We start from the raw sequence: 24,112 nt of genomic DNA on the forward strand, positions 1-24,112 counted from the left end.
ATAGGGAATTTCATATCTGCATTTCAAGTACTTAATCTAGAATTACCAATACAAAATTTTAATATCTCCGATGTATTTTTGTTGTTTTTCTTATTCCTCTTTCTTTTTGCGTTCTTTTATAAAATCATTATGGAATGTAACAAGTGGGAAAAAGCGTATTTGCTTTGTGATTTATGTATTGTTGTTACTGCCATTTTTACATTAGAGTGGTATCTATTTAATAAACCTTCTGCAAATATCTTATTCTTATCAATTGGAGATGTTTTTCTCTCGTTTATTTTTCCGATTATAGACTTATTACTTCTTTTATTAGGTGTTAGTCTGATCTTTCGACCAGCTATTTTCAATGCGAAAAGTAAATTATTTATTTTTATCCTAGTATTAACTGGATTGGCCATTACGGACTATTTGTATTTTTACTTGCAAGATGATTTGTCAGATCGTTCAGTTATATTATTAAGGTGTTTGTATAGAGTTTTCCTATTATTTATCGCCATTGCTGCTACTATACCAAAGAATGCATCTTCTAGAAGGAATTATTTCATTATCGATCCCACATTCGGAAAGAAACTTCTTGTTATATTTCCTTATCTTGCAGTTGCAGTCTTAATTGGTTTTACTTTTAAAGAGCAAACTTCCTCGGCTACACTTATTACTGGAAATTGTATTGCATTTGTATTTGTGCTGATACGTCATACAATCGTACGAATGCAAAACAGAGATTTAACCGAAATGTTAAAAGTGTTTAATAATCAATTAGAACAAAAAGTATCTCAAAGAACAGCAGATTTAATAAACAAATCCAATGATTTGGTCAAAAATCAAGAGAGATTTAAGTCATTATATGAGTATCATCCAGATCCTATTTTAACGATTGATTCAAATGGTACGGTGTTAAATATAAACCAGGCTGGAAGTATGTTACTAGGAAAAAACAGTGATGAATTAATAGGTAAAGAGTGCTTCTCAATTTTTTTAGATGAAGATAGATCTGAATTGGAAGCAGCTCTACAAGAAGGTAAACGATGCAGTTCGGCTTCGTTACAATTACGTGTGAAAAATAATAATGAGAAGGACATTCATTTTTGGTACGTCACCATTGTTCCTATTATGATAGAAGGACAAACTTTTGGGAGTTATGTAATGGTAAAAGACATTACGAGAATGAAGCAACAACAAGATGAGATAAACTATCTAGCATTCCATGATACAGTGACGGAGATTGGAAATCGAATATTCTTCCAACAAGAATTAGAAAAATCCATTGAGCGTGCACAAAAAACGCAGGTTGAATTTGGACTCTTGTATATAGATTTAAATCGTTTTAAGACCATTAATGATACACTGGGACATTCAATTGGTGACAGTGTTTTAAAAGAAGTTGCAAAACGTTTTAGGACATGTCTGTCACCGGCTATTCCTCTAGCGAGAATAGGGGGAGATGAGTTTGCAATCATAGTCCATAACCACACAGAGCAACAGCTATTGGATTTGTGTGAAACTCTATTTCGTATAACTGAAGAACCATTTGTAGTAAATCAGCATAGTTTTTACTTATCTCTTAGTATAGGAATAGCAGTGTATCCGTTTGGAGGAATAAATACTACTACACTTTTACAACATGCTGATATTGCTATGTATAGTGCAAAGGAAAAAGGTAACAATGCTGTTTGCATGTATGACGAGACATTATCAGAAAAAATAACAAGACGATTACGATTAGAACAGGATTTACCGAATGCATTAGAAAATAATGAGTTGTATTTATTGTATCAACCACAAGTTGACAGTAAGACTGGTATGGTTATTGGTGCAGAGGCTTTAATTCGTTGGCAACATCCAGAGCTGGGACTTATTTCACCTTTTGAGTTCATACCTATTGCGGAAGAAACCTCGCAAATTATTCCAATCGGAAAATGGACGTTACAGGAAGCGTGTCAACAATTGAAAAAGTGGCATTCTACGGGCTATGCAAATCTAAAAATGGGGATAAATTTATCAGCTATAGAGTTTGAACAGAAGGACTTTGTTCAAACAATCATATCTACCATAGAAGAAGTAGGGGTACCTGCTAGTTCGATTGATTTAGAATTAACGGAGCGGATCGCAATGGTAGATGAAAAGGAAACGTTAGCGAAGTTAAAAGTATTAAAATCATATGGTGTACATTTATCAATTGATGATTTTGGTACAGGATATTCTTCATTAGCATATCTCCCTTTGTATCCAATTGATACCTTGAAAATTCCAAGAGAATTTGTTAATAGGATCGGAACTTCTACGGATGGAGATGAAATTATTCATACCATTATTTCACTAGCACATACTTTAAACATGAAAGTGATCGCAGAAGGGGTAGAAACGAAGGAACAATTAGAAGTATTACAACGAAATGCATGCTATCTAATTCAGGGCTATTACTACAGTAAACCTGTAAATGAAGATGAATTCATTAAGTTTATAAGCTCGATGTAAAATAAGTAAGTGCTCTTTGACACTCCCACCCCTAAAGGGGCAAGCTGACTAACGTCAGTGGGATTCTTGCTACCAAAGGCGAAGTCCATTTCTGGTATCGCTGACGTGCAAGATTGCGGTGTGCCATCACCACTCCCACGACAGACCATATAGGTTCGTGAGCTACGGTACTATAACCATACCGTACAGATCGCGTTGCGTGTTCATATGTTTTAGCGTCGTGTTCTTGACGACACTAAATTTCCTATTAAAAAGCCTAATTTCTCAATTCTTTGTAGAGAAATTAGGCTTTTTTCATCACATCATTAAAGTGCTTTATAGATTAATGACTTGATTTATTAATTATATCTTTAATTATTCGAGTTGAGCTACATAGATATAGTTTTTGTTGCAACTGTTTGTTGAAATGCCTTATCATGCTCAACAATAACCATTGTAGGATTAAATTGTTGAATAAGCTCTTCAATCTGCATACGCGAATAAATATCTATAAAGTTTAATGGTTCATCCCATATATATATATGAGCTTTTTCACATAAACTTTTAGCGATAAGCAGTTTTTTCTTTTGTCCACCAGAATAATGAGATATATCTTTCTCAAATTGAATTCGGTCAAAATCCATCTTTCGTAGGATGGATTTAAATAACGTCTCATCAATCTTGTGCTCTTCAATAAAGTCTGATAGCAATCCCTTCAAATGAGAAGTATCTTGTTGGACATAGGAAATGATGAGTCCTGTACCTAAAGTAACTGAGCCTGTATGCTGTATCGGATGTCCTAGAATTAGTTTTAGGATACTACTTTTCCCGCTCCCATTCTTTCCATCAAGCACAATCCGGTCACCTTGTTCGACTATGAAGCTAATCGGCTCATTCACGAATTGGTCATCGTACTTAACAGACACGTCCGCCAAAGTAACCAATTCATTTGACTTAAACTTCAATGCTTCTAATTTTAATGACTCAGTTTTCTCTACATTTTTTAGTAATTTTGACTTTTCTTCAATAGCTTTTTGTTGCCTTGATTCTAGGTTTTTTGCTCTTTTCATCATCTTGGCTGCTTTATGCCCTACAAACCCCTTATCCAACTTAGAGCCTGAATTCCTCGTTCCGTTTTTTGAAGCCTCCACATCATGAGACCAACCTGCTGAACGTTTGGAAGACTGTTTTAATCTTCCTATGTCTTTTTGCAAACGTTCATTTGTAACCTCTTCGTGTTCCTGCTGTCTATCAAAATTTAACTTCCAAGAAGAATAGTTCCCACTTTGAACTTCAATATTTGCTCTATTTATAGATAAGATATGGTCAACGCATCCATCTAAAAAGATTCTGTCATGTGAAATTAAAATAAACCCTTTTTTCTTCCTTAGATAATCAGAGACCATCTTTCGTGCATCAGTGTCTAGATGATTTGTTGGCTCATCAATTAATAGAAATTGCCCCTCATTCAAAAACAATGCAGCAAGCAACACCTTTGTTTGTTCTCCATTTGATAATGTTTTAAAGGGTCTGTACATGACCTCAGCATCAACATTTAAATAGGATATTTCACGTAGAAATTCCCAATCTTCTGCTTGGGGACAAATTTCTTCAAGGATTTCATGAGTAAAATTGTTCTTATCTGAAACAGGGTAGGGGAAATAATTGAATTCTACCGAAGCAAGGATCTTCCCACTGTACTCATAATTCCCTAATAATAAATTAAAAAATGTCGTTTTACCTCGTCCGTTTCTACCGATAAATCCTAATTTCCAATCTGTATCTATTTGAAAGTTTACACCTTCAAAAATATTATCAAAGCTACCTGGGTATGAAAAAGTTAAGTCTTGAACTTTTATCATTGACATAATAATTCCTCCTTTATATATCGAAACTTTTCATATAAAGTCGGAATATCCATCCATTTTTTAATTCCTCTATATAAGTTTGATGGATATTAACGACTTATATAGAGGATTACATGTGTAACAATAGTGTCTGAATTACTCATTTTTCTCTCTCCTTTATTTGTTAGGTAAATTTACTGATTAATAAATACCAGCGTACATATAAGGGAATAAAAAAAACCTCCAATTTGTAATTGGAAGGATTAGTCTTTCGCTTGTACTTAATAAGTACTTATTAATCATTTGAATCATGACAAATAAAGTATGAACTGAATTAAAAAAAATGGATAGACTAACCCTATATTTTGTAGTGTGAAGTTATAAATTTCAACTTAAAATATAAATTAGTTAATCATTATTCATCCATCATTCCTTTCATAATTCTATTTTTAGAGTAACATTCTTTTTTAGGAGATGCAATATCTCCTTCACCTAATCCTAAATCATTTGAAATTCTTCGATTAGGGAGATAAAACATAGCATCATTATTATAAACATCGCATTTTTGTTCAAAATGTCACTTGTCTTTTGTCCATTAAAAGGGGAGTTATTTGAAATTGATATCACCTCTGATGTAATTATAATGGTTACGAACAGCAGCTAACTATGATCTAATGGAAGCTTAGATTCTATCTCATATTCAAGGGGGAGTTAAGCTGTATCATTCAAATTTACGGTGTGCAAATACTTTAAAGAAACCACATTTTTTATCGTATTCTTTTTGGAATCCTCGGTTTAAAAAATAGTAAACATCTACATATGTAGAAAGAAATCTTTTAAAAAGGTCATAATAGAGATAATAGGCAGCACCCATTTTAATTCATATGGGTTGTTCAGCCATAATGATATTTTTTAATAAAAGTATAGAAAAACTCAAGAAGGTAAATCTATTGCGTCAAAAATCATATGTGCACTTTTATTTATTATTTATAGCTCTAATAGCTTATTTAAGCTTTTGCTTTATCTTTTTATTTGTTTTTCCGAATCATTATTTTGTATCAGATTTTAATATACGACTATCACCCTTAGTTATTGAGACTATTGTATTTATCTCATTACTTTATTCTATATTATCCAGAAAAATTAAGTTAGGAGTCTTCTGGGTTTGCATTACCATTGCAATAGGTTGTTTCTTGTTAGGGAATTTCATATCTGCCTTTCAAGTACTTAATTTAGAATTACCAATACAAAATTTTAATATCTCCGATGTATTTTTGTTGTTTTTCTTATTCTTCTTTCTTTAAAGTGACATAAAATGACTCCATTCAAGAATTATCATATGGACACCCCTTTTTGCTGAAGGAGGGTTTGATCTTATAATTTGTGCGATTTTGAAGTAGAGTCACTGTGTTTGTAAGAAAGGCGCGAAGTTTTGAATGAAGTTGTAATGTTTATAAAAAAGAAAGGGTGCATTTTAATAATAGTAGTATAATAGTGGATGAGGTGTTAATAGTATGGAAGATATAACATTAGGCTTACTACTAGATGTCGTTGGTGAATTATTTTCAGATGAAATTTCAATTGCCGTTTCAAATACAAAAGAATATATCTACTATAGGCCAAGTAAACGAATTGATTTAAAGATTAGCGTTGGAGATCCTATAAAGGAAGGAACGATTGCCCATAAAGCAATGGTGACGAAGCAAAAGGCCTCTGAGTTTATTAACCGAGATGTTTTTGGTATTCCTTATCATGGAATGGCCGTACCATTTTTAAATAATGGAAAGCTTGAGGGTTGCGTGACGGCAATTTATCCAGCTTTAACGGATGGAAAATCGGTCGTTACCTTAAAAACAACAGACGGCTGGATTCCGGTTCCTTTTTCAAAGGTCCTGTATTTAGAGGCTAAAGATAAAAAGACGTATGTGAATTCGGAAGAGTTATCAGGAACACATAAATACTCTCTGCAAGAATTCGAATACTTGCTTCCGAAGGATTCATTTATTAGATGCCACCGTTCATTTATTGTAAATGTTAATCATATTAAAGCGATTTATCCTGATACCCATTCTACTTTTTTACTTTCGATGAATAATGGTGAACGGGTACCAGTTAGTCAATCATATGCCAGTTATTTTCGGAAGCTTCTAGGATTCTAGACTTTCTGCTTTAGAACCTAGATTCGCTACTTTATCTGAATTTTCCATATCGTATACCAAAATCCCTATTTTGATAGTGTTAAAGTGTAAAATAATTATGAATATTCATTGAGAGAGGGATTACATATGGAGAAAAATTTGGATAGAATCAGGGACCATCGTCTGAAGGACCGGGTAGTTACACCTGAAGAAGCGGCTTCCTGGATTCAAAGTGGAATGACTTTAGGCTTAAGTGGGTTTACACGTGCAGGTGATGTGAAAGCAGTCCCATTTGCGCTGGTGAACCGAGTTAAGCATGATAAATCTTTTAAAGTAAATGTTTATACTGGAGCCTCCTTAGGTTCGGATGTAGATAAATTATTTGCTGAGGCAGGAATTTTAGGAAAAAGATTGCCTTTCCAAGCTGATACGACTATGCGAAAAGGAATTAATAATGGAGACTTTTTATTTGTGGATCAGCACTTGTCTCATACAGCAGAGTTACTCCGTGCTGACGTTATGGATATAGATGTCGCTATCTTGGAAGCGGTTGCAATAACTGAGGATGGAATGATTATTCCAACCACTTCAATTGGAAATTCCTTAGCGTTTTCCCTAAATGCGAAGTCCATTATTATTGAAATGAATATGGCTCAATCTACACAACTAGAGGGGCTGCATGATTTATATGAACCAGGAAAACAAGGGGAAAGGCTTCCAATTCCGCTCGTGAAATCGGATGATCGAATTGGAACAATCGGTATTCCGATTGATGTTGAAAAAGTGAAAGGGATTGTGTTTACGAACCAACTTGATTCGCCATCGACAATTGTTCCTCCAGATGAAGAAACTGTTATTATGGCACAGCATTTAATAGAGTTCCTTCGAAAAGAAGTAAAGGTAGGCCGATTAACGAATCGTTTAGCGCCGTTACAATCGGGAATTGGTTCAGTAGCCAATGCAGTCCTGCATGGCATGTTAGATTCGGAGTTTGAAGATTTAGAAGTGTATTCCGAGGTATTACAGGATGCGGTCTTTGATCTTATGGATGCTGGGAAAGTACATTTTGCTTCCTGCTGCTCCATCACGCTTTCTGAAGAGAAAATGCAACAAGTATTTTCCAACTTTGAAAAATATCGCAACAAATTAATGATGCGCCCGCAAGAGATTTCTAATCATCCTGAAATCATTCGCCGCCTTGGATTAATCTCGATTAATACTGCTTTAGAATTAGATATATACGGAAATGTCAACTCTACTCACGTTTTAGGTACAAAAATGATGAACGGTATTGGTGGTTCTGGTGATTTTGCAAGAAATGCACGCCTAGCTATCTTTGTTACTAAATCCATTGCGAAAGGTGGTAACATTTCAAGTATCGTTCCTTTCGTCTCTCATGTAGACCATACTGAACACGATGTAGATGTTATCGTCACTGAACAGGGGTACGCTGACCTAAGGGGACTGGCGCCAAGGGAAAGAGTGGAACTGATTATTGAGAATTGTGCACATCCAATGTATCGTGACCAACTACGAACTTATTACCAAGAAGCACTAACAAGGGGTGGACAAACTCCTCATGTTTTAGAAAAAGCTTTTTCTTGGCATACGAATTATGCTAAAAATGGAACAATGCTTGAAGCGGTAGTAGAAACTGTATAGGTGCGTATCGTATCATAAGTAATAGTAAAGCGGAAGATTGAGTTTGAAGTTGAATACAATATGTTGTAAATATAAAGTGCCTTAGAGGGTTAAATTTAGAAAAAAGAACGCCAATTTTCAGGGATGGCGTTCTTTTTCTTTAATTAAACTTTTGGTATAAGTCATATAGTGTAGAGTGATAATAAAGTTGTTAAATTTACAAAGAAAGTCGTTTAAAAAATAATAAAGTTGTTGAAAAAATGCGGGTCATTCTATTCAACAATCGGGCCATAATCTGGAATATCTTATTGTGAAAGCGATGTTAATTTGACATAATTGTTATTAAGTTAAAGAACATCATATCGACATAAGAAGCATTTAAGCTTATGTCCCAAAGAGGGGTTAAAGGTATGGTAGACGTAATTATTCTGAATGGTGGATCGAGTTCCGGGAAGACCACTATCGCAAAGTGTCTGCAGAATTTATTGCCAACGTCTTGGTTAAGGTTCAGTATCGACGATTTAATCGACGCTATGCCTGATGCAATGTTGAAAGCAGACAGCGGAATTAAATTTGGTGACGATGGGTCTGTCAGTCCAGGTACGGAATTTCGCAAATTAGAATCTGCATGGATGAACGGTATTGGCGAGATGGCCCGTAGAGGAGCCCAGGTGATTATCGATGATGTCTTCATTAGCGGAGTAGATGCTTGTAATCGCTGGGGAGCTGCCTTGGAAGGGTTGCAGGTGTTGTGGGTTGGTATTTTCTGTGATCCCATCGTGGCATCCACTCGTGAAAGCGCACGAGGAGACCGAGTTGCAGGAATGGCAGTTTCGCAAGCGACTGTAGTTCACATTGGCATACATTATAACATCAAAGTTGACACAACAAAGACATCGCCAGAAGAATGTGCTCAAATTATCGGACAAAGAATCAACCCCTGAGAGCTTACGAGGTGTTTTAAGTAAACGAGATTATTTCTGCAATATTGCACAATCACAGATGTACAGAACGGTCTTCCGCAATCGGGGGTTATTTTTGAATAAAACTTAGATTTTCAAACGACTTTATTGTTATATTTTTTCTTGTAGTAAAGTTTCTTACATCAAGATTAAACAACTATATTTCTAACCCCGTCCTATATTTAGAACGGGGTTATGCTTGTTTGAGCTTTTAAAATTAAATAACTTTATTGTCATTTTACATGACGTCTAATTTAAGACCGATGTTTCTAACATTACAAGAACTAAAAGATAGTGGAGAGTATGACGAAATATGAAAGAGAATCGGTACTAAACCGTAAGTGTTACAAAAGTGTTTCTAATGAAATTATAACAAAAACACTTCAAAAGGTGTTATTAATTATCTAGTACTTCAAAAGTGTATTTTTAAACCTTTTGAAGTGGATGAATTTTACTTTTAGCATTGGATGTTAATTTACACGTGTCTAAAAAACAACACAGTGTCTGAAAACTTTTTTGATGGGGAAGCGGATATACATAGATGAAATACATAGCTAGAAAGGGCTGAGGATTATGAAAAAAGAAAATCGTAAAAAAAATCATTACTGTAGCTTTGAAATAAAGTCGTACTGTTTATAAAAAAGATGCACCGTTTTATCCCTTTGGATTTACTTATCTATGAGGATATTTTTATTAAGAAAAGAAATGAAATATATAAATTGAATATAAAAACGTTTTGATTCTTTAAAAATATTCCATAATTTAGTGTTATTTGTATATGGGGTATTTTGTTTATACGAAAGGGGTAACTTGATGTTTTTACAAAAATATAAGGGTTTGATTCTAGGTATAGTTGGTGCTGTTATTTTTTCATTATCCGTCAGTTATCTTAAAGATTTAGATTATATATATATGGCGTGTCTTAAGTTGTTTTCTATAACGTTAGTAATTATAGGATGGGGTATTGTCGATGATTCGGATCATTTCTATAAAAAAAAGGAGAATAATAACGTATAGGTTTACTATTCCCAAATTTTTTATACGTTTTGTTAATCAGAGAATCATATAGTGAGGTTAATATGTGTAATTTTAATCAAACATTTTTATAAAAACCAATCTTAAATCTACTGGAAAAGAATCTATTTTGATTAATCTTTTTTCAAATTAGATTCTTTTTATATTCCGTAGAGTAAGGGTGGAAGTAGATATTTTTAATCAAACTTTATTTCAAACCAACAGTTACATAAATCCGTCAATTTCCCCTGAGAAATTTTTGGAATTTCTCTATACTCCTTAATTCGATTGCGCATTGGATGTCCACCTTTATTGCAAAAATGTGTTGTAGTTTTATAAAAAAGATTGATCATTTATAATAAAGTTGTAACATTTGCATAAAAGTTATATTACTAATATGTATCACCGTAAAAATTACTTAAATAATTCCAAACAAAAAACTCTGTAAATTTATTACAGAGTTTTATCTCGACTTTTCATTTACTATTTACTTGGTGATAACGTCAAATCTCCAAATTTCTTTTTAATAGCTGGAGTCGTTGCCTTAAATTTATATTCATCACCATCTTTTTTAATTTCAAATACAATTGGCTCTTTCCCATCTTCTTCTAAACTAATTTCATCTTTGTTAATTTTATATGTAAACCCTCTTGTGAAAGCTCCTATCTTGAAAGAAACCGTATTTTTAGCGAATTCTCCTGTATATGATTCGCCATTGGTAGCAACGACATTCCACTTTTTAGATTGCAAATCATCTGATGGATCTTTACCACAAGCACTTAACCCCATAATTGCTATAACTATTAATAAAACATAAATACTTTTTCTTTTTAAATCCTTCATACTTTTTTCTCTCTCCCCCTTTAAATAAAAAAAAGGATATGCTTTAGCCCTTTAAAAGCTGAAAGGCATACTCTTTCTATATTTCCCCTAAAATACCTTTCTATGTATATTATTTTACAAGAAATTACAAATATAGTCAAAGATATTCATATATTGTTGTAGTAAGTTTTACAAAAAAATTGGTCAAACTTTTTTATAATATTTGTACACTAATTCACAACAATGAATCTATTTTTGACCAATCTTTTTTCAAAATATGAAGAGTTCTTCTTTAATAAAAACAACATTTTTAGCATACTTTGAATCAAACTTTATTCAAAACCAACAATTACAAAGGAAATAAGGTTGAGCAAAAAGAAAAAAAGCAATTGGAGGAAAAAAGAGATCGTAATTTTGATCGGGGAATTCGAATTGGTGATATAGCTGTAAGGATTTTAATTTGGATATTCAAAGATTGATAAAGTTGTGGATTTAAAATATAGTTTGATAAATTAAAACAAAGTCTGATCATTCATAAAAAAGATTGATAATTATTAATAAAGTTTGATAAGAATTCCCTTGAAAGATGGAGTGAAATTGAAAATTCATTCCATCTTTTTATTGTTCATTATATCACTTTATGATATATTATTTTCAGATATATCATAAAGTGATATAAGAAGGTAGGGAGAAAATGAAATCATTAGAACAATTAACTGATTCTGTATTTTATATTATGGCAGGATTTACAAAGCCAAGACATGGCTATGCGGTGATGAGTTTGATTGAGGAGTTAACAAATGGGAAAGTAGTCATTGGCCCTGCATCACTATACACAATTATTAAAAAGTTAATAACCGAATCCTACATTGAATTATTTGATGATTCAGATTCGCGTAGGAAGGTATATGTTTTGACAGATAGAGGTAGAAAAGTGTTGGAACAAGATATTTTGAGACGTAAAATGATGCTTGATTTTGCTGAAAATGGATTAAAAGGGGAGAACTAAAATGGGGAAAACAAAATACATAATGTCAAATGGGATTGCTTTTTCTGAAGAAAAAGATTTAAAAAAGCTAAGAAAATATGCTGCAAAAGGATGGATTGTGAAACGTTTTAGACGAATGGGATATGAATTAGAAAAGGGCGTTTCTGAAGATACTATTTTTAGTCTTGATATAAGACCATTAGCAGAAAATGAATTGGAAGAGTATATCGAAATGTTTGAACTTGCAGGTTGGGAATATGTTTGTTCAAGTTATTATGGTGTGCACCTATTTAAGGCCAAACCTGGTACAAAACCAATTTATACAGATAAAGAAACAAAACAGGAGAAAATAAAAATACTTAGACAACCAGTTATGTCAGCAGTTGTAATTAGTATGGCCATGTCGATTGTAAGTTATTTAGTTCATTCGGTAAGTTCAGGGGTATTAAGTACTACATTCTCGATAGTTTTCTTATTTTCCCTTGTCATTACCATTCCAATGTTAATGTCATTAATGGCGACCTACTACCATTCGTTTCGAACAAAATAGTATAGAAAGAGAATTTCTAAGTTTATAAAGAAGTGGTAATTATTATAACTTATTTGCCCGTCAAAATAATCAATCTTTTTTATAAAACTTTTGAGAGTTAAGCTATAAATCCCTTATATTTCGATCAATCTTTGTTCAAAATATAAGGGATTCTTTTTATGATAAGATGAATGTTTTCAGCAACCTTTTAATCGAACTTTATTTTAAGTCAACAAAAGTAATATTTGAGAAGATAAAGAACTCTCTTTTTAGAAGGGTTCTTTATTTCTGTTTATTTGTTACTTATAAGTAACGTATAATTGAGTTGAGTGTTATTTATAAGTAACTAGAGGTGATTGGGATGTTATTTATGCTAGATGAAATTATGACACCGAGAGAAGCGTGTAATCGTTGGGGCATAACGCAAGATGCTTTGAGGATGAAGTTGAAGAGATCAAAAAAGGATGGATTGGCGAGTAAATTGATTGAAGAGGGGAAAATGAAATACTATAAACCTGAAGGGAAACAAAGGGGAGATTGGATTTTAACAGTTGAAGCAATGAATGTACTTTTCCCTAAGAACAACGGTGTAGGTTAATGTTATATATAATAAAAGGAAAGTTATACAAAATGGTTATTGGTAACTAATCTTTAATTAAGTATTCTTTTGAAAAAATAGTGAAGGATGAATGTTTATGATTATAGAGGAATCAACAGTTAATTCAAATATAGAAGGTATAAGTTATGGCACTATATGGATTTTATTAAACTAGTAAGTTTAATATCCACACAATCATTATATTTTCGCAGATCAGATAAATTCAAAGATGTATTTGAGGGCAAAATATTTGGTTTAGAGGATAGATATAAAACCCTTGAGGATGGAAATTATCCTAATGAAAAGTTAAAAGAAGATATATTATATGGAGCTAAAAGTATGGTGCAGTTGATAGAGGGAAAGGTAAAGAATGAAAGGATAACTACTTTTATTAATTGCTGGCATCTGAATGAATATGAATCAGCAGCGATGTGGGATTTATATCTGAAAAGTAATGAAGGTATAGCAATTCAGACTACTTTTGATAAGATGAAAAAGAGTTTGGAAATGTGTGAAGAGGGGATAATCATAGGTATATTTAAATAGGGATAGTTATTTATATCATTATAAATAATTGCTCCTGCTTCATTCTTTCTTATTTGAGCCTCTTGCATTTTTTACAATCCTTTATAATGTTTTAAATGTGCCTACGTAAATATATTCTATTTTGCATCTATTATATTATAAAATTGCAGTTTCATCTTGTTATAAAAAGCATCAGTACATATGACAGCACTATTTGGTGGATCAATATCAACAACAGTCATATAACTAGAGAGTAAATAACCATCTTCATAATATGTGATTAGTATTTCTTCTTCAGATAATAAGGAACATAACAACATGTTCTCAATCAGTTCTTTTTCTTCAGCGGTTAAGATTGGCCGCGTTACTTTATTTTTCTCCTTAATGATTTCACGAATGCCAGCAAACTGTTCAGGCATTGCTGCAATAGGAAGTAATTTGTCTAACTCCTCTTTATGGTAATTCATTTTGTAAATCCTTGCATTTAAATGTATAATTATATAAAAAGTTCTAAAAATTTGAATCGAGGTGAAAATCATGAGAAGTTTTAGTTCATTATTGATCTCTACTATCTGTTCAACAATCCTTTTAGTTTGGAATTCCCTTTCTTTCTATACTGGATTCACAACAGGACATACATACTACTGGGTTAACGGTATCATAGCCTTGGTTTTCCTTCTATTCTTTGTCTTAAATATGCGAGATATCATCAAGAAAAACTACAGAACATCAGGACAATAGGAGTTGATATATATGTGGGAAAGATTTAAAAACTATAAGTATTCCTCAAAGGAATTAAAGTTCATGCTTTGGTTATTTGGTATTACTTGTTTTATACACTCGGTCGCTTTCTTTGGTGGACTATTTTCTTCCGAGTTCCTTTGGTTTAAAGGTCTTTGCGCTATTGCAGCATTACTAGCTTTTATGGATGTTAAGCGAAAAATCAATAAGTATAAGATAGCATTGTGAAAAGGAGCCATTACAGGTTCCTTTTTTCTATGCAAAATAAAAAAAGCGGCGGATTCGCTACCTCTCCATGTTCATCCACTCCACGGTAATTTTTAATTTAAGTATTGAAATTCCCTAAATCTCGCTGTATTATATTTTTGTATTTTCTCAGTTCCTAAGCCGAGAAAACGTCATCACTTCTGAAAGGAACCGAACTCCAGCGGGCCCTTTTTATTTATTTGAACTCATTTTCAAATTATTGTATTATATTTTCGGGTCTTACTTATATAAATCATTATCAGGAGAATCTGCAGGTTTGCAGGTTCTTTTTTGTTAAATAAAAAAAGCAGTGGACTCGCCACTTTAATTAATCAACTTTAAATCAATATCTACACTATAATAATTTATAAAAATTATAAGAAGAGGTAAATGAAGAAGAATGTGGGATTCCTATAGAAAGATATACATTTATATTCAGTAGTAATTAACTATAAGAATATGAATTTTATATTATAACTAAATATAATTCTTGAATATACGTAAATGAAGTTTTCTTATCCTTTTTACTTATATGACGAAGAAATTTATGGGGAAATTAAACAAACGTTTGTTAAAATATTTTGGCTATGAATGAATGTTTGGGATATGAGGAATGAGTTACGGGGTTAATGATCCGCTTTGTTAAATTTCACGTTTATTATATAAATGGGGTCCCACCACATCGCTATCAAGTTAAGAAACACATTCTTCCCCAAAACGATAAGAATGAACTTCGGTGCTATAAAAAACACAAAATTTCCATTTAGGGGGTACTTTAAAATCTTAGCTTGATGGCTATGGTCGGGTACAAATGTTAATGTTTTGCCTATTACTTTTTCTTTTATCCGCTTATAATCATTTGTTGTATTGAATAAAGAAAGTAATTTCTCTGAAATCAGTTTATTAGTAGGCAGTTTTTCTTCGTTCCGCATTGTTGGTACATGGTCCTGTCCGAAAGCACCTTTTTTTCTAATACAATAGATGATACAAGCATTTTCAACTCCATGTTTTGACCGATTAGTTTACCTGATATTTCATCTCTTTCACCTCCTAACCTTGATAATTCAAGTGTTAACGAGAAAAAAAGAAGGCAAACCTAAAAGATACAGAAAATAAGAAACCCTCAAATCAAGAGGGTAGCTGAGTAGTTATATTTTTCCATTTGAATATTACTATTTTTTACTTTTTATGCTATGATTGATAGGTTAATGAATTGAAAGGGTGATTTTATGAAGTTTGGTAAAATGGGGTTAGTGGTTGTAGCAAGTTTAAGTCTTTTCGCTTTATCTGCGTGTGGAAAATCTGCAAAAGAAACAGTTGTTTCTTCAACAGAAAACATTTTAAATGCAAAACAAATGGAATCAAGTGGTTCAATTTCTTTTAAATTCGATTCTAATGCGAAAGATATGAAAACAGAAAATAAAGCGGCAATGGATATGTTAAAAAACATATCAATTACAGTTGATTCAAAAACAGATAAAGATGCAAAAAAAGATGAAATAACAATTGGTGCAAATATTAAAACAGATGCAATGAAAATGGATATATCGATTCCAATGTTTATGGATGAAGGGAAAAAGGCTTTATATGTAAAAGCGAATAATGTAAAATCACTATTACAATTAGCTGGCGTTCCTGGTGATAGTTTTTCTACTCTAGAAGGAAAAGTTATCAAAATGGATATGAAAGATTTAGGAGAAGTAGATACAAAAGAATCTACGGAAATCCAAGAGAAAGTACAGAAAGCGTTATTAGATGCAATCAAAGCGCTTCCTGAAGACAAATTTACAAAAGAAAAAGATGTATATACTGTGAAATTAACAGGTAAAGATTTAAAAACAGTGATTGAAAAGGTATTTGATGAAATGTCTACAATGAAAAACTTCACTGGAACAAAACAAGAAATTGCAGACTTTAAGAAAGAATTGAAAGATGCAAATCTTGATAAATCTTCTATTTCTTTAACTTATACAATGGATGGAAAAACAATTAAAAAACAGGATGCAGCAATTCATGTCGAAGCAAAAAATTCTAAAGACGAAAAAGAAATAATTAAATTTGATATGAATATTAATTCTGATATCAAATCTATCGATAAACCAATCAAATTTACATTCGATACTTCTGAAAAGAACATTGTTCCAATGGATGAGTTGCAAAAAATAATTGGTGAATTTATGAATCAATCCATGGGGAATGATAAAATGGATGGCGGGAAAGTAACTCCTGTTCAACCAGCTCCAACAGAACCTGCAGCATAAAAAAGACCCCTTAAGAAGGGGCATAGCCACATTGCTATCAAGCTAACAAAACAAAATACAAAAAATACGCTATTCTTTCTGTAGAATCATAGGAAAGGGTGGCGTTTTTGTATGTCTATTTCTGTATCTGATGAATTACAATTATTTGCTCAAGAAATTCAAAGCTTTTTATCTCCAAATATCTTACGAGATTTTGCTAGAGATGTTGGTTTTGTTCAACGAACCAGTAAGTACCAAGCGAAAGATTTAGTCGCTTTATGTGTCTCGAGGGTTATTCTTAAAATTCGTTAATTCTCCACTTCTGATATGGTGCCCCCTAATTGATGTGAGTTTTATGAAGTTACTGTTCCAAAAACGACCGTTTATGGTACTTTACTTATTTCTATCCAGATAGAGAAAAATACTATTCAAATTCAGTTTTAAAACTCATTACCAAAAATAAAAGCTCCTAACATATTAGTCATATACAATATGTTAGGAGCATGATATTTTAAGTGTTTTTAGGATATTACTTTGACAAAAGTTAATCAAATAAACAAAGACCCTGTAAAAAATACAGGGCCGGATACAGGGTTAAGGGAACACATAGTTTCTTAAAAACATAATAGCATATATTTTTTGTATAGTTATATGAAGATTTTGACGAATTTAAGAACAAGATAGAAGATTTTTAAGAGAATAAATATAGTACTGGAAATTTGATTTGGAAATGAGATATTCATCTAATTATATAGATGAGAAATGGTGAGTACTTTAATCGTAATACCTTTTAATAAGCAATATAAATTAGAGAAATACACTGGATTTTTAGAAATATATAGAAAAATTTTGATTAGATAAAAAAAGAAAAGACACCCGAAAGGTGTCTTTTCTTTTGGTATACAGCTCACACGTTGCTAAATTAGATATGAAACCATAATTCGATTATGAAATAAACAACATAAGAAATTCTAACATGATCTGGACTAAAAAGAATATGTAATACTGCATTTTTTAAGTTTTTATTTACTTTATTGAATATAGTGCAGAAATGTAGGCGAAAAGGGCATGTCGATGGTAAGTTCCATTATTTCACTTGTTTTAAGATTTGCGATTGCATCGTATTTTAGTAAGAAAAAGTGATTGAGATAGTCCTCAATCACTTTTTTGTTATTTCTATTCATATTTTTAAAATTTTTACCAATAATATACAAGGAAGGTAAAAATGGTTATAAAGTTACTTGAGCATACTTTACTGTATTTAGGGGTGTCAAATATGAAAGTATCAATATTTATCACTTGTGTTGCAGATATTTTTTATCCGGAAGTAGGAAGAGATGTTGTGGAAATTCTTGAAGATTTAGGGTGTGAAGTTGATTTTCCTAAAAGTCAAACTTGCTGCGGACAGCCTGCTTATAATAGCGGGTATGTTAAAGAAACAAAAACAGCTGCAAAACATATGATTGAAGCCTTTACTGGTGCAGAATATGTTGTGGCACCGTCGGGGTCTTGCGCTATGATGGTTCACGAGTTTTCGAGCTTATTTTCTGAAAGTGAAGCAGAGTGGAAGAAAAAAGCGACTGAACTTGCAAATAAAACATATGAGTTCACGCAATTTCTTGTTGAAGTATTAGGGAAAGAAGACCTAGGTGCGGAGCTTCATAAAAAAGCAACGGTTCATACATCTTGTCATATGAGCCGATTAATGGGAATTAAGGAACCGCCGCAAAAATTATTGAAATGTGTAAAGGGACTGGAAGTTGTTTCGTTACCACATAATTATGATTGCTGTGGATTTGGTGGTACATTTTCAGTGAAAATGCCAGAAATCTCTGAACAAATGGTCGATGAAAAAGTAAAGCATATTATGGAAACCGGTGCGGAAGTGTTAATCGGGATGGATTGTAGCTGTTTAATGAATATAAAAGGGCGTTTAACTCGCAATGGTTATCCAATTGAAGTAAAACATATTGCTGAAGTATTGAATGAAGATCGAAAATAGGAGGGGGATATAAAGATGGGAATGAAAATTGGGAATGATCCCTTTCATAAGCGTGCTGAAACAGGTATTGGGGATCAATTTATGCGGCAAGCTGTCAGGAAAGCGCAAGATGGTCTTAGAGGCAAGAAATTAAAAGCTACTGAGAGTCTTGGGAATTGGGAAGACTGGCGAGCTTTAGGAGAAGAAATTCGAAAGCATACATTAGAAAACCTTGATTATTATTTATATGAGCTGAGTGAAAATATTGAGAAAAACGGTGGTTTTGTTTATTTTGCAAAGACTGCAGAAGACGCAAGGGAATATGTAAAAGAGATTGTAAAAAAGAAAAATGCGAAAAAAATTGTGAAATCAAAATCTATGGTAACGGAAGAGATTAGTTTAAATGAAGCGATTGAAGAAGCTGGAGCGGAAGTGTTAGAAACAGATCTTGCTGAATTTATTTTACAAGTGAATGACCATGATCCTCCGTCACATATTGTTGTTCCATGTCTTCACAAGGATAAAGAACATATTTGTGAAATATTTAAAACAAAGTTAAATTATACTGGAACATCTGATCCTACGGAAATGGCGAGGTTTGTAAGATCGTATTTACGTGATGACTTTTTTGCAGCGGATATAGGGGTGACTGGATGTAACTTTGCTGTTGCAGAGTCTGGATCGATTTCTATCGTAGCAAACGAAGGAAATGCAAGACTTACTACGACACTTCCGAAAACGTTGATTACAGTTATGGGGATGGAACGTATTGTTCCGACATGGGAAGAGCTTGATGTTTTAGTAACACTTCTATGCCGAAGTTCTGTAGGACAAAAGTTAACAAGTTATATTACAGGGTTAACTGAGCCTGGTGGGACAGATGGACCTGAGGAATTTCATTTAGTCATTGTTGATAATGGTCGTTCCGATATTGTAGGAACAGAATTCCAAAGTGTTCTTCAGTGTATTCGTTGCGCGGCATGTATTAATGTGTGTCCCGTATATCGACATATTGGTGGACATGCATATGGCTCTATTTATCCAGGACCAATTGGGGCTGTGTTGACACCGCTTTTAGGGGGATATGATGAATATAAGGATTTACCTTATGCATCTAGCCTTTGTGGTGCTTGTACTGAAGCGTGTCCAGTGAAAATCCCGTTACACGACTTATTAATTAAACATCGCAGCCGCATTGTAGAAGAAAAACGATCACCTGTAGCTTGGAACGTGGCTATGAAAGGTTTTGAAAAAGCGGTGAAGAGTTCTAGATTATTTTCTTTTGCTGCGAAGAGCGCTCCGTATGCATTAAAACCTCTTGCAAAAGGGGATAAGATCGAGCGTGGAATTGGACCGTTAAAAGCTTGGACGGATGCGAGAGATTTTCCAGTTCCGAAAAAACAACCGTTTCGAGAGTGGTTTGAAAAACATGAAAAGGAGAACGATGATGGCCATCCAAAATCGTGAGGAATTTTTACTCCAACTATCAGAAAAGCTTGGTAGGAAACGTCCAGAAGCAGTGAAAAAACCGAACTGGTCTTTTTCCCCGCAGTGGACTGTTTTTGAAGGATTCACACAAGAGGAACTTGTATTAAAGTTAATGGAGCACTGCGAAGTTATTCATACAGAGGTGAAGCGAACAACAAAGGAAAATCTTGTTGAAACGTTTCAATCTTTTATAAAAGAATGGAATATCAAATCTGTTATGTATTCGAATGATGAGCGCTTTAACGAGTATGGTCTTACTCCATTTTTCAGAAATGAAGGTACAACACATTTTCGTACATGGGGATTAGATCATAAAGAAGAGGACATAGAATTTGCGAAAGCTGCTGACCTTGGCATTACGTTCAGTGATATCACTCTGGCAGAATCGGGAACAGTTGTGCTATTTAATGATGGGTTAAAAGGAAGACATGTTAGTCTTCTTCCAGAGTCATATATTGCAATCGTTCCTAAAAGTACGATTGTACCAAGATTAACCCATGCTACCAAACTTATTCATAATCAAAATAAAGCGGGAGAAAAACTACCGGCTTGTGTGAATTTCGTTTCTGGTCCGTCAAATAGCGCGGATATTGAAATGAACCTTGTCGTAGGTGTACACGGACCAATCAGAACAGCATATATTATTGTGGATGATCAATAATGATTTACGTTTGCGAAAGAGCGCTGGCGCATACGAGTTGGAAATATAGATGAAACACACAATCACATTTATAAGAATACTGAAAATAGAAAGCCCTGGCTATTAAATATAACCAGGGCTTTCTATTTTTAGAAGGATGGGTCCGATAGATTCTACGCTTGCAAAATTTCCATTCTATTGCAAGTGTTGAAACCATGGAGAAAAATATAAAATTCTAATTTATTCATGCGATATTTCCTTCTACACAACATTCTTTTTTTTGTAACATATTTAATAATCTATCTAATTCTTGACTGACACATATTATCTCTGGAGAAGTGAGCATATAGTGTTTAGTTAAGCGAATCATTTCCTGTCTTTTCTTCTCTATTTGGCTTCTTAGTGTTGTACAGTTCATTTCTTGACTCATTATAAAATCTGCTCCTTTCACTTTGAAGATCTAGCTTTAAAAAACATGTCCAAATTATATAATGGAATTATCTCATTAAAAGGAAGTTTACAAAAGATGTAAAAATTCCCTTTTTAAGTGAAAAAAATACGAAAAATCCGGATTTATCTTATAATTAGAGGCCACAGTATAGTTCACCATCATAAATACCACATTCATTAATACAAGTAATATTTCATTTTTAAAAAGATATCCTCTAAAAAACTCTACCTTATGGCAATATTATAGTTTAAATTATGACGGATTTATGGTTCAAATCGCATAGTAATAAGCATTTCTTTAATAACAATGAAGCATTTATTTTTATATTTTTAAAAAATCTTGATATATAATATATAGGTATAGTGATATTTTGTTTGATTTCGTTTATTCCCACACCTTATGTGTTGTGGTTGAGTTGTAGAAGCAAGTTGTGTTCTTGTTTCAATTGTGAAAGGGCTTCTTTGAGCCGATTAGTGTATATATAGCTTATTTTGCTATGCACATTTTTAATCGACTTGAAGAAGCCCTTTTGTGTTGTCTTTAAGTTTGGGTTTATTGTATAGCTAATACTTTAGGCGATTATTTCATTACTTAGGGGGAACATCATGAATACAATCATGGAAAAATCACAAGAGAAGTTACAGAACAATGCTTATTTACATTGCATCATTGAAGAAATTAAAGAACTAGCTAATCCATTATGGATCAGTTCTATCGATATGTTAAATGCACACAATCAAAATTTCAATGCGAAAGCTACAACGTTTAAGGATATTACCATTTCTGATTTAAGAGATTTGAAAGTGAGTCTAAGTCTAATTTATGCAGCACATAATATCAGTCGTGCAAGTAAAGAAGAGTTGAATCTTCGCTTATCCATTTAATCAGGAAAGGATATTACTTCCTATGAGGAGTGGCTGCTTCATGAAAACAGAGGGATCATATGTGAAATGATTGATGAATTTCGAAATAAAGAGTGGGTACACTCAAATTCGAAATAACAATTTATTTTACATAAATTGTACAAAATCAAATAATGTAGGAGGATTATTATGACTAACATGATGGGAAATTTACAAGCGGAATTTCCATTAGAACAATTGGGATGGAAGATTACACACACATTCGAAAGCCAAGGGGAATTTTTCGCGTATGTAGCTCCATTTGTTGAGGCTCGCGCCATTCAGGACCGATTTGACGAAGTCTTTGTTATCGATAAATGGCAAGTGTCTTATGAAAAATGGGGTGAGAATGCAACAAAGTGTACCATTTCGGTGTTTTTGAATGAACGCTGGATATCAAAAGAGGATGGAAGTGAAGAATCTGACTACAGTTCTGTAAAAGGTGGTTTTTCAAATAGTTTAATGAGGGACTCTCTTTTTCTATCTAAAAAAAATAGAAATGACTCATCCAAAGGTGTTGGGTAAATACCCTATTCGAATAATAATAACTAAGATTATTTTTGTTAAATATTTAACCGTTTATAATTTCCCCACCATTCACGTGCAGAATTTGCCCTGATATGTAAGATGCATCATCGGAAGCCAAGAATACATAAGCAGGTGCCACTTCAAACGGTTGGCCGGCTCGCTTCATAGGAACATGGTCTCCAAATGTGGCAAGCCATTCTGGAGGCAAAGAAGATGGAATTAATGGAGTCCAAATTGGTCCTGGGGCCACACCATTAACTCGAATCCCTTGCGGTGCCAGTGACAATGACAGCGAACGTGTAAATGAAACAATGGCTCCTTTAGATGCCGCGTAGTCAATTGCATCTTGATCTCCATGATAGGCACTAAGGGATGTTGTATTTATTATAGAGCTCCCTGAATTCATAAATGGAAGAGCAGCTTTCGTCAAAATAAACTGCGAGAAAATATTTGTGTGAAAAGTACTTGCTCGTTGGTTTGAATCTACATCAAGTAGACTGTTCTTTATGTATAGTACACCGGCATTATTCACCAAAATGTCAATACGACCAAATTGGTGAATTGTTTGCATTACTGCTTGTTGGCAATGCTGCTCATACCCAATATCACCTGGAATGGTAATGCAACTACGGCCATACTTTTTGACATAGAACTCCGTTTCTTTTGCATCACTATGTTCATTTAGGTATGAGATTGCTATGTCTGCACCCTCTTTCGCGAAGGCTACAGCGATAGCCCTCCCAATTCCACTATCCCCACCAGTTATAAGCGCTACCTTATTTATAAGTTTACCAGCTGGTTTGTAATCGGGGTTATCAAATATAGGTCTAGGTATCATTAATGATTCAATGCCAGGTTTACTTTGTTGTTGAGGTGGGAAACCCATCACAATCACCCCTTTCTGAATTTTCCTATAATAAATGAGATTCTGATATAGGTTATGATTATCATCAGGAAAATATATCCTCCCCAAAGAATTAAATAGAGGAAGTGAAGGGGGATTTACCCCATCAAGGTGTAATAACATTTTCTGTTATTTGTAAAAAGGTGTTCATTTTTTCCTTTAGGAAAAGTTAACACACAGGTACTATTTTAACAAACTTCAGCCAGAATTCTCCTTCCTCTAAGCGCAGCGTAGGTGGGAGATGAATGGCCCGACCTAACAAAAGTACTTCTGAGTGGTAAAGCATCGTAAAATTTGTTTATAATAGAGTTATTAGAACAAACATTCGGAGGTGACGGCATAATGAAATTGAACTCCAGGTTTGAAATCCATCCTACAGAAGTACAACAACATACATTAGAGAGATGGATTTCCATTTGTCGTCAGCAATATAACTCCGCTTTGCTAGATAAACAACGATATTATAAACAAAA

At 33.3% G+C, this 24,112-nt stretch carries 20 protein-coding genes and 5 pseudogenes; 20 read left to right on the forward strand and 5 right to left on the reverse strand.

Annotated features, from left to right (window positions below; genetic code table 11):
- Positions 1-2,475, forward strand: a 2,475-nt coding sequence (locus BAU28_RS28570) for a sensor domain-containing protein (protein ID WP_244158224.1), incomplete at its 5' end; no start/stop codon positions are given.
- A gap of 368 nt (positions 2,476-2,843) precedes the next feature.
- On the opposite strand, the gene BAU28_RS28575 is transcribed toward BAU28_RS28570, so the two are convergent.
- Positions 2,844-4,322 (reverse strand): Lsa family ABC-F type ribosomal protection protein, encoded by a 1,479-nt coding sequence (locus BAU28_RS28575; RefSeq protein WP_071721355.1) that lies wholly within the window; start codon positions 4,320-4,322, stop codon positions 2,844-2,846.
- A 929-nt stretch (positions 4,323-5,251) separates the two neighbouring features.
- Between BAU28_RS28575 and BAU28_RS31220 the strand changes: the two are divergent.
- The 5 genes and pseudogenes from BAU28_RS31220 to BAU28_RS31225 all read left to right on the forward strand — a co-directional run.
- A pseudogene (locus BAU28_RS31220) lies at positions 5,252-5,602 on the forward strand (GGDEF domain-containing protein); the annotation flags it as partial.
- Positions 5,603-5,815: 213 nt separating this feature from the next.
- Entirely contained in the window at positions 5,816-6,460 is a 645-nt protein-coding gene (locus tag BAU28_RS28585) for a LytTR family DNA-binding domain-containing protein (RefSeq protein WP_002175050.1), read from the forward strand.
- 126 nt (positions 6,461-6,586) lie between these two features.
- Positions 6,587-8,101, forward strand: coding sequence for an acetyl-CoA hydrolase/transferase family protein (locus tag BAU28_RS28590; protein WP_071721357.1), 1,515 nt, complete (start codon positions 6,587-6,589; stop codon positions 8,099-8,101).
- Positions 8,102-8,490: 389 nt separating this feature from the next.
- On the forward strand, positions 8,491-9,024 hold the full coding sequence (locus BAU28_RS28595) for a chloramphenicol phosphotransferase CPT family protein (protein ID WP_071721359.1): 534 nt from the start codon (positions 8,491-8,493) through the stop codon (positions 9,022-9,024).
- 831 nt (positions 9,025-9,855) lie between these two features.
- Positions 9,856-10,059: a hypothetical protein gene (locus BAU28_RS31225; protein ID WP_071721360.1), complete on the forward strand. Its 204-nt coding sequence runs from the start codon at positions 9,856-9,858 to the stop codon at positions 10,057-10,059.
- Between the two features lie 480 nt (positions 10,060-10,539).
- Here BAU28_RS31225 and BAU28_RS28605 read toward each other — a convergent pair whose 3' ends face one another.
- Positions 10,540-10,899, reverse strand: coding sequence for a hypothetical protein (locus BAU28_RS28605; protein ID WP_071721362.1), 360 nt, complete (start codon positions 10,897-10,899; stop codon positions 10,540-10,542).
- Between the two features lie 673 nt (positions 10,900-11,572).
- Here BAU28_RS28605 and BAU28_RS28610 point away from each other — a divergent pair.
- The 4 genes and pseudogenes from BAU28_RS28610 to BAU28_RS30645 all read left to right on the forward strand — a co-directional run.
- Positions 11,573-11,887, forward strand: a complete 315-nt coding sequence (locus tag BAU28_RS28610) for a PadR family transcriptional regulator (RefSeq protein ID WP_071721364.1) — start codon at positions 11,573-11,575, stop codon at positions 11,885-11,887.
- A 1-nt stretch (position 11,888) separates the two neighbouring features.
- Positions 11,889-12,416 (forward strand): DUF2812 domain-containing protein, encoded by a 528-nt coding sequence (locus tag BAU28_RS28615; protein ID WP_071721365.1) that lies wholly within the window; start codon positions 11,889-11,891, stop codon positions 12,414-12,416.
- A 340-nt stretch (positions 12,417-12,756) separates the two neighbouring features.
- Positions 12,757-12,993: a helix-turn-helix domain-containing protein gene (locus BAU28_RS28620; protein WP_071721369.1), complete on the forward strand. Its 237-nt coding sequence runs from the start codon at positions 12,757-12,759 to the stop codon at positions 12,991-12,993.
- Between the two features lie 97 nt (positions 12,994-13,090).
- A pseudogene (locus BAU28_RS30645) lies at positions 13,091-13,527 on the forward strand (DUF2971 domain-containing protein); the annotation flags it as partial.
- Positions 13,528-13,655: 128 nt separating this feature from the next.
- Here the strand turns inward: BAU28_RS30645 and BAU28_RS28625 are convergent.
- Complete coding sequence (locus BAU28_RS28625) at positions 13,656-13,985, reverse strand: YolD-like family protein (RefSeq protein ID WP_071721371.1); 330 nt, start codon at positions 13,983-13,985, stop codon at positions 13,656-13,658.
- A 70-nt stretch (positions 13,986-14,055) separates the two neighbouring features.
- Between BAU28_RS28625 and BAU28_RS31230 the strand changes: the two genes are divergently transcribed.
- From BAU28_RS31230 to BAU28_RS28665, 7 genes and pseudogenes are all read left to right on the forward strand, one after another.
- Positions 14,056-14,259, forward strand: a complete 204-nt coding sequence (locus BAU28_RS31230) for a hypothetical protein (protein WP_071721373.1) — start codon at positions 14,056-14,058, stop codon at positions 14,257-14,259.
- A gap of 12 nt (positions 14,260-14,271) precedes the next feature.
- Complete coding sequence (locus tag BAU28_RS28635; RefSeq protein ID WP_071721374.1) at positions 14,272-14,487, forward strand: hypothetical protein; 216 nt, start codon at positions 14,272-14,274, stop codon at positions 14,485-14,487.
- 1,247 nt (positions 14,488-15,734) lie between these two features.
- Positions 15,735-16,766, forward strand: a complete 1,032-nt coding sequence (locus BAU28_RS28645; protein ID WP_071721378.1) for a hypothetical protein — start codon at positions 15,735-15,737, stop codon at positions 16,764-16,766.
- 111 nt (positions 16,767-16,877) lie between these two features.
- A pseudogene (locus BAU28_RS28650) lies at positions 16,878-17,030 on the forward strand (IS4 family transposase); the annotation flags it as partial.
- A gap of 991 nt (positions 17,031-18,021) precedes the next feature.
- Positions 18,022-18,747 (forward strand): (Fe-S)-binding protein, encoded by a 726-nt coding sequence (locus BAU28_RS28655; RefSeq protein WP_048374282.1) that lies wholly within the window; start codon positions 18,022-18,024, stop codon positions 18,745-18,747.
- Positions 18,748-18,762: 15 nt separating this feature from the next.
- On the forward strand, positions 18,763-20,193 hold the full coding sequence (locus BAU28_RS28660) for a LutB/LldF family L-lactate oxidation iron-sulfur protein (protein WP_071721384.1): 1,431 nt from the start codon (positions 18,763-18,765) through the stop codon (positions 20,191-20,193).
- The gene (locus BAU28_RS28665; protein ID WP_048374238.1) at positions 20,174-20,875 is read left to right on the forward strand and encodes a LutC/YkgG family protein; all 702 of its coding nucleotides are present in this window, start codon (positions 20,174-20,176) and stop codon (positions 20,873-20,875) included. The genes BAU28_RS28660 and BAU28_RS28665 overlap by 20 nt, the downstream gene beginning before the upstream one ends.
- A 223-nt stretch (positions 20,876-21,098) precedes the next feature.
- Here the strand turns inward: BAU28_RS28665 and BAU28_RS28670 are convergent, their stop codons facing one another.
- Positions 21,099-21,284 carry an aspartyl-phosphate phosphatase Spo0E family protein gene (locus BAU28_RS28670; RefSeq protein WP_002175056.1) on the reverse strand — a complete coding sequence of 62 codons (186 nt, stop codon included), beginning with the start codon at positions 21,282-21,284 and terminating at the stop codon, positions 21,099-21,101.
- A gap of 626 nt (positions 21,285-21,910) precedes the next feature.
- Here BAU28_RS28670 and BAU28_RS28675 point away from each other — a divergent pair.
- Positions 21,911-22,306 (forward strand): annotated as a pseudogene (locus tag BAU28_RS28675) (hypothetical protein).
- A 51-nt stretch (positions 22,307-22,357) separates the two neighbouring features.
- Positions 22,358-22,675 (forward strand): annotated as a pseudogene (locus BAU28_RS28680) (hypothetical protein); the annotation flags it as partial.
- A gap of 103 nt (positions 22,676-22,778) precedes the next feature.
- Here BAU28_RS28680 and BAU28_RS28685 read toward each other — a convergent pair.
- On the reverse strand, positions 22,779-23,621 hold the full coding sequence (locus BAU28_RS28685; RefSeq protein ID WP_071721388.1) for an SDR family oxidoreductase: 843 nt from the start codon (positions 23,619-23,621) through the stop codon (positions 22,779-22,781).
- A gap of 360 nt (positions 23,622-23,981) precedes the next feature.
- Between BAU28_RS28685 and BAU28_RS28690 the strand changes: the two genes are divergently transcribed.
- A partial coding sequence (locus BAU28_RS28690) for a helix-turn-helix domain-containing protein (protein ID WP_165615206.1) occupies positions 23,982-24,112 on the forward strand: 131 nt, incomplete at its 3' end.

This window comes from Bacillus paramycoides (assembly GCF_001884235.1).
Lineage (GTDB): Bacteria > Bacillota > Bacilli > Bacillales > Bacillaceae_G > Bacillus_A > Bacillus_A paramycoides.

Bases quoted from the DNA above. Each gene is read 5' to 3' on its own strand.
- BAU28_RS28575 (WP_071721355.1), bottom strand. From the start codon at position 4,322: ATGTCAATGATAAAAGTTCAAGACTTAACTTTTTCATACCCAGGTAGC.
- BAU28_RS28585 (WP_002175050.1), top strand. From the start codon at position 5,816: ATGGAAGATATAACATTAGGCTTACTACTAGATGTCGTTGGTGAATTA.
- BAU28_RS28590 (WP_071721357.1), top strand. From the start codon at position 6,587: ATGGAGAAAAATTTGGATAGAATCAGGGACCATCGTCTGAAGGACCGG.
- BAU28_RS28595 (WP_071721359.1), top strand. From the start codon at position 8,491: ATGGTAGACGTAATTATTCTGAATGGTGGATCGAGTTCCGGGAAGACC.
- BAU28_RS31225 (WP_071721360.1), top strand. From the start codon at position 9,856: ATGTTTTTACAAAAATATAAGGGTTTGATTCTAGGTATAGTTGGTGCT.
- BAU28_RS28605 (WP_071721362.1), bottom strand. From the start codon at position 10,899: ATGAAGGATTTAAAAAGAAAAAGTATTTATGTTTTATTAATAGTTATA.
- BAU28_RS28610 (WP_071721364.1), top strand. From the start codon at position 11,573: ATGAAATCATTAGAACAATTAACTGATTCTGTATTTTATATTATGGCA.
- BAU28_RS28615 (WP_071721365.1), top strand. From the start codon at position 11,889: ATGGGGAAAACAAAATACATAATGTCAAATGGGATTGCTTTTTCTGAA.
- BAU28_RS28620 (WP_071721369.1), top strand. From the start codon at position 12,757: ATGTTATTTATGCTAGATGAAATTATGACACCGAGAGAAGCGTGTAAT.
- BAU28_RS28625 (WP_071721371.1), bottom strand. From the start codon at position 13,985: ATGAATTACCATAAAGAGGAGTTAGACAAATTACTTCCTATTGCAGCA.
- BAU28_RS31230 (WP_071721373.1), top strand. From the start codon at position 14,056: ATGAGAAGTTTTAGTTCATTATTGATCTCTACTATCTGTTCAACAATC.
- BAU28_RS28635 (WP_071721374.1), top strand. From the start codon at position 14,272: ATGTGGGAAAGATTTAAAAACTATAAGTATTCCTCAAAGGAATTAAAG.
- BAU28_RS28645 (WP_071721378.1), top strand. From the start codon at position 15,735: ATGAAGTTTGGTAAAATGGGGTTAGTGGTTGTAGCAAGTTTAAGTCTT.
- BAU28_RS28655 (WP_048374282.1), top strand. From the start codon at position 18,022: ATGAAAGTATCAATATTTATCACTTGTGTTGCAGATATTTTTTATCCG.
- BAU28_RS28660 (WP_071721384.1), top strand. From the start codon at position 18,763: ATGGGAATGAAAATTGGGAATGATCCCTTTCATAAGCGTGCTGAAACA.
- BAU28_RS28665 (WP_048374238.1), top strand. From the start codon at position 20,174: ATGGCCATCCAAAATCGTGAGGAATTTTTACTCCAACTATCAGAAAAG.
- BAU28_RS28670 (WP_002175056.1), bottom strand. From the start codon at position 21,284: ATGAGTCAAGAAATGAACTGTACAACACTAAGAAGCCAAATAGAGAAG.
- BAU28_RS28685 (WP_071721388.1), bottom strand. From the start codon at position 23,621: ATGGGTTTCCCACCTCAACAACAAAGTAAACCTGGCATTGAATCATTA.